Annotated in this window: 9 protein-coding genes and 1 pseudogene; 6 read left to right on the top strand and 4 right to left on the bottom strand. The window is 62.6% G+C overall.

What is annotated here, in order from left to right:
- Positions 1–541: protein-L-isoaspartate(D-aspartate) O-methyltransferase (locus tag EOA60_RS16800; RefSeq protein ID WP_128311630.1), on the bottom strand; the 541-nt coding region annotated here is incomplete at its 3' end.
- 223 nt (positions 542–764) lie between these two features.
- Positions 765–941, bottom strand: a pseudogene (locus EOA60_RS16805) (thiamine pyrophosphate-binding protein); the annotation flags it as partial.
- Positions 942–1123: 182 nt separating this feature from the next.
- Between EOA60_RS16805 and EOA60_RS16810 the strand changes: the two are divergent.
- Positions 1124–1387 (top strand): hypothetical protein, encoded by a 264-nt coding sequence (locus tag EOA60_RS16810; protein ID WP_095826298.1) that lies wholly within the window; start codon positions 1124–1126, stop codon positions 1385–1387.
- Positions 1388–1453: 66 nt separating this feature from the next.
- On the opposite strand, the gene EOA60_RS16815 is transcribed toward EOA60_RS16810, so the two are convergent.
- Positions 1454–1657, bottom strand: coding sequence for a hypothetical protein (locus tag EOA60_RS16815; RefSeq protein WP_245322518.1), 204 nt, complete (start codon positions 1655–1657; stop codon positions 1454–1456).
- Positions 1658–1674: 17 nt separating this feature from the next.
- On the bottom strand, positions 1675–2235 hold the full coding sequence (locus EOA60_RS16820) for a hypothetical protein (RefSeq protein WP_127335127.1): 561 nt from the start codon (positions 2233–2235) through the stop codon (positions 1675–1677).
- Positions 2236–2811: 576 nt separating this feature from the next.
- Between EOA60_RS16820 and EOA60_RS37640 the strand changes: the two genes are divergently transcribed.
- The 5 genes from EOA60_RS37640 to EOA60_RS16835 form a co-directional block, all read left to right on the top strand.
- On the top strand, positions 2812–2973 hold the full coding sequence (locus tag EOA60_RS37640; protein WP_082953723.1) for a hypothetical protein: 162 nt from the start codon (positions 2812–2814) through the stop codon (positions 2971–2973).
- 181 nt (positions 2974–3154) lie between these two features.
- Positions 3155–3961 (top strand): nucleotidyltransferase, encoded by an 807-nt coding sequence (locus EOA60_RS16825; protein WP_067320790.1) that lies wholly within the window; start codon positions 3155–3157, stop codon positions 3959–3961.
- Entirely contained in the window at positions 3954–4700 is a 747-nt protein-coding gene (locus tag EOA60_RS16830; RefSeq protein WP_067320643.1) for a metallophosphoesterase, read from the top strand. The genes EOA60_RS16825 and EOA60_RS16830 overlap by 8 nt, the downstream gene beginning before the upstream one ends.
- A gap of 76 nt (positions 4701–4776) precedes the next feature.
- Entirely contained in the window at positions 4777–4953 is a 177-nt protein-coding gene (locus EOA60_RS37645; protein WP_082953724.1) for a hypothetical protein, read from the top strand.
- A 5-nt stretch (positions 4954–4958) separates the two neighbouring features.
- Positions 4959–5438 (top strand): Ku protein (locus EOA60_RS16835; protein WP_164899357.1); only part of this gene is annotated, 480 nt, incomplete at its 3' end.

A 5438-nucleotide genomic window follows, 5' to 3' on the forward strand; every position in this document is an offset into this window, starting at 1 on the left:
CGTCAGGGTCATCTCCGACCGGAATGACCAGCTTGCCGCCGACATCCAACTGCTGCTGCAGCGCGAGCGGCGCGCCGGGCCCGCTCGCCGCGACGACAATGGCATCGAACGGTGCCGCTTCGGGCCAGCCCTTGGTGCCGTCGCCGGTGCGCACATCGATGTTGCGGTAGCCAAGCGTCTCGAAGCGCCGTCTCGCGGTTTCCGCCAGGCCGGCGTGCCGTTCCATCGTGTAGACATGATCGACGATGCGGCTCATCACGGCGGCGGCGTAGCCAGATCCCGTGCCGACCTCGAGGACGTGATCGCCGGGCCCGATCTCAGCCATTTCCAGCATGAACGCGACGATATAGGGCTGCGATATCGTTTGGCCCTCGGCAATCGGCAGCGGTCCATCCTCGTAGGCAAATTCTTCGAAGCCAGGGTCCACGAAAGTCTCGCGTGGGACCTCGCGCATCGCTGCCAGGATCTCACGATCATGAATGCCGCGGCGGCGGAGATGAACATCGACCATTCGGCGACGTTCGCGGCACAGGTCGAGCATGTACATCCTCAACAGGAAGTTGGAATCGCAAGCGGCTGCGGCAACGTCATCCCTCGGCTTCCATCATCGTCCTGGCCGGCTCCCGCGCGACGTTCTCCTCGATCCGCTCGCGCCCCGGAGTCTCCGGCAGCGCCTTGCGGAAATTCTTGGCATAATCGGGCGGCATCTTCGGCATCAAGGCTTCGTCAAGAACGCGCTCGACCTCGTCGGCCCGCTCGATGCTGGCGCAAGCCATCAATGCGGCAGATTCTTCATGGCGCACCTGGACAAAGGAGATTTTGTCCCGGTTTTTCCGCAAAGCCTCCATGATGCCGTTGATGCCATCGCCGGGCAGGCCGAACATGACCTCGACATCCCAAGCAACCCGAGTGTCGACGAAAATTTCGGCTGCATTTGGCATGGCCAGGCTCCAATGAATGCATTCCGAACCAGTAGGGCGGCAGTTGGTTCCCTTGGCCACGCAGCCAGGCCACCGCCTCGCAAGGAGCGAATTCGCGGGAACGAGCGAGCCGGACGCGGATTGAATCCTCATTCGCTGACGAGCAAAGCGCCAGGATTGGCGATTAGCCGGAAGGGTTGATCATGAGCGAGCCACTGAAAACCACAAATCACGAGGTGATCCGGGCTTGGATTGAAGCCCGCCAAGGCAGACCTGCAGTCGCGCGGACTGCAGGCAAGGGGGCGGTGCTGCGCGTCGACTTCGGCGAGCACGAAGAGGATCTGCAGCCCGTCGAATGGGAAGAGTTCTTCGCCATATTGGATGAGAACGAACTTGCCTTCGTGCACCAAGACCTAACGGCGGAAGGTTTGCCCAGCCGTTTCAACAAATTCATCGAGCGCGGATGAGAGAAGCGCCATGCGATCAGGCGGAAAGCAATTCGCTCGCCTGATGCTCGCTGCTTACGCCTGCCGCTATTGATTGCCCGGCATTTTGTTGCTGCCTTGCGGATCCTTTTTTATGCCGGCGGCGGGAGACGTGTCCTGGGGTGCGTTTCCGCCCTGGTTCTGCTCAGGTGTCCGCTTCAACGGTGCCGTCGGCCAGCTACTCTGGACATAGGCGAAGGCCCAGTAACATGCCAACAGCACAACCACTGTCAGGATCAGCGGCAACAGCACTCGTCTCACGCTGACTCCTATTTGCTCTGCTGACGGTAATCGCCGGCCCGCGGATCGAATCCGGTCCAACCGCCAGCTTCGTAGTCGTTCCGCCGTTCGCCGATGTCCACCGACCTGGAATCATGGAGGATCGCTTGTGCTTGCGGAGCGGGGTCATCTTCGACGCGAGCGGTAACCAGAGTGCCGCCCCGGCGAATGCCTTCGGCATAGATATGGGCGTCGCCCTCCGACACGCCGCCGTCGGTCAGACTGCCGATGATGCCGCCGGCCGCTCCACCAACAACTGCGCCCGCGGCCGCGCCCGCGGCTGTCGCCGCCAGCCAGCCAGCCGCCACGACCGGACCGAGGCCAGGTATTGCTATGGCGCCGAGGCCCGTCGCCAAGCCGCCGGCGCCGCCCACGACCGCCCCGATCCCGGCTCCACTGGCTGCATCTTCGGCGGCCGCGGAAGAATGCCGGCCGTCGGCATTGTTGGCGATGATGCTGAGATCGCTCGGCGGTACGCCCATGGACTCCAGCTCGCCCACGGCATCGGCGGCATCGTCATAATCGTCGAACAGTGCGGTGATCGTCTGCATTTTGATGTCTCCTATCGATTACGATCGGCCGGCAAAGGTTTGCGCGTTATCGGCTGCGACCGCCGGAAAAAACGAGGAGGTCGCAGCGACGGCTAATGGCGCGAGAAGTGTCCGCATGTTCATGGCTTCCAGCTCCTGTGCTCGATGGGCCGGAGCCGAACGAGCGACTCAGGGCTTTGTTCCAGTCCGAGCCTGTCGATTTTCAGATGGCGTCTGCCGGAACTGTGATCCGAAGGCCGCGTTCCACGACAAGCCCACCTCAGAGGTTCTTGCTCGCCGCAGTCGCTTGGACGGGACGGCCTTTCCTGCTGCGGTTTGGTCAAGACGCCGCTCTCGGCAAAGAGACAGCGCGCATACGGCGGCCCAAACGAACTGGCGGCTACCGCCTTCGGCCGTTTGGCTCAGGGTGCCGCAACGGCCGGACATTGGTCGCCAAGGCGATCCCGCCGGGCGCGTAAGCGGCTGACCACGCAGGCCGCCTACTCCCTTGGACAGGAACATTTGCAGCCCTTATCGGTTAGCTCAAGACCAGCGATAGGTTGCTGGAGAAACCACCTTCGACAGGAAGGAAACGCCATGTTCGGCTCCGATTTATGGCTATTCGTTGTTGCCGGCGGTCCGCTGATCCTTCTCATTGCGATCATCTACGTGCTTTTCACCCGCCGTCACAGAGGTCCAGTCGAACGGCGCGAGAGCGACCGCGCGACCGAGCGCTTGTACCGCGAGCAAAAGGACTAGCGCACCAGCCAGGCTGTCGCGCCCAAGTCGTTGTTTTCACGCGATTTCGGCAATGCTCCGCGCGCGGCGCGGCTTGCCTGCTCTCCGGACGGTGTTGCCGGGCCCATTTCGCAAGCTCCGACAGCGGAACAAGCGGGCCCCGCGGCTGTTATCGAAAGGTCCGAAATCGGAGCAGCAGTTGATGACCAACGACGAGTTGCCGGGTCTGCCAGCATCGCTCCCCGTGATCGACGCGAAAGCCGAGCCAACGCTGAGAAGCGCCGCGGCGGAGGCGTTCTACACCCATGCGATCCGCGAGCTCGCCGCTACCGACATTCCTTTCCTGGTCGCCGGGACCTACGCGGTGAGCGCCTATACGGGCGTGGTTCGGCAAACCAAGGATCTGGATATCTTCTGCAAGGCCGGAGATTGCGCGCGCATACTCGAGCACTTCAAGAACATCGGCTATGCGGTCGAGATCCGGGACGACCGCTGGCTCGGGAAGGTCTTCGAGGGCAAGCATTTCTTCGATGTTATCTTCGCCTCGGCCAACGGCACGATGCAGGTCAAGGATCAGTGGCTGGAGCATGCCCGCCAAGTCGAGCTGCTGGGCAGCCGGGTCCGCATCATCGGCCCAACGGAGCTCATCTGGTCGAAATGCTTTATCCAGGACAGAGGACGCCACGACGGCGCCGACATCGCCCACACCATCCTCAAGGCGCACGATCAGATCGACTGGCAAAGGCTGCTCGCCTATCTCGATGTCCATTGGGAGGTGCTGCTGATGCAGGTCCTCAACTTCCGGTGGATCTATCCCAGCGAGCGGGACCGCATTCCAGACTGGCTGCTCGACGAACTGCTGGGCCGGCTTGCGCGGCAACGGCAGCTGCCGTCGCCCAAAATGAAGATCTGCCGCGGCCGCCTGCTGTCGCAGGTCGACTATGAGATCGACGTCAAGGAATGGGGGTTTGCCGGCGTCGGCGGCGTTGGAGAGATGCGCGATGCCTGAACCAGCCACATCAGCCAAATCAAACGGCAACGGTGTCATCAAGGTCGCCGCCATGGGCGACCTGCATGTTCAGGAAGATGCCCAGACCTCGTACCGCGACCTGTTCGGCGAGATATCGCGCGAGGCCGACGTCCTGGTCCTTACAGGCGATCTCACCAATCTCGGAAAACCGCGTGAGGCGGAACTTCTGGCCGAGGATCTGCGCGCATGCTCGATTCCCGTGGTCGCGGTTCTCGGCAATCATGACTACGAATCCGGTTGCGTCGAGCAGATCGCTGCAACGCTCCGCCAGGCGGGGGTCCATCTCCTCGATGGCCAGGCGATCGAACTGAACGATGTCGGCTTCGTCGGCGTGAAGGGTTTTGTCGGCGGCTTCGGTCGAAGGATGCTGGGCTCCTTCGGTGAGCCGGCCATCAAGGCGATGGTGGCCGAAAGCGTCAACGAGGCAATGCGGCTCGAGAATGCTATGCGGCAGGTGCGCGCCAAGCGCACGCTCGTGGTGCTCCACTATGCGCCGGTCCCGGAGACCGTGGCGGGAGAGCCTCCGGAAATCTTTCCGTTCCTCGGCTCCTCGCGGCTGGCCGAAACCATCGATCGCTTCAAGGTAAGCGCCGTGGTGCATGGCCATGCCCATCGCGGCTCGTATGAAGGCCGGACCCCTGGTGGGGCCAGCGTCTACAACGTCGCCATGCATATCGCGAAGCCGACCGGCCGTCCTTACGCGCTGCTCGAAATCTGAGGCGCAGCGCTGCCTGCCGCTTCGGAACCATGCCGGCAGCGATGAGTTGTGCAGGAGACCAACGGAACCAACTTCGATGCCTGACCCCAGACAACCGGATCCCGATCGCGACACGCCGATGCCGGCGCCCAGCTGGAAACCGGAGCCGGTCAGGAAGCCGGAGCGGCACGGGCTGCCGGACGAGGTGCCGCGCCCAAATCCCGATGAAACCGACGATCCGCCGGCGCCTGCCGGGCGCATCCGGACGGAGTAAGCTCGATGGCTGCGCCTCGCGCGATCTGGAAAGGCTTCATGAAGGTCGGATCGGTTTCATGCGGCGTCAAGATCGTCGGCGCCACCAGCGAAGCGTCGAAAATCCATTTCAGGATATTGAACCGGAGGGACGGCCTGCCGGTGAAAAGCGCCTATGTGGATGAGGAGACCGGCGAACCGGTGGACGCCGAGGACCAAGTCAAGGGCTTCGAGACCGACAAGGAGGATTTCATCCAGATAGAGCCCGAGGAGATCAAGGCGCTGAAACTAACCTCCGAGCACACGCTGGAAATCGGCGAGTTCGTGCCGGTCGCAGACATCGACACGCGCTATCTCGAAAAGCCCTATTACCTCATTCCGGCGGAGGATGCTTCCGCAGAGGCGTTCAACGTCCTTCGGGAGGCCATGAAGAACAAACGGGTGGCGGCGCGATCCTGTGTCGTCCTCTACCAGCGCGGACGCGAGGTTCTCATCCAGCCCTTCGGC

The organism is Mesorhizobium sp. M1A.F.Ca.IN.020.06.1.1 (genome assembly GCF_004023265.1).
Classification (GTDB): Bacteria; Pseudomonadota; Alphaproteobacteria; order Rhizobiales; family Rhizobiaceae; genus Mesorhizobium.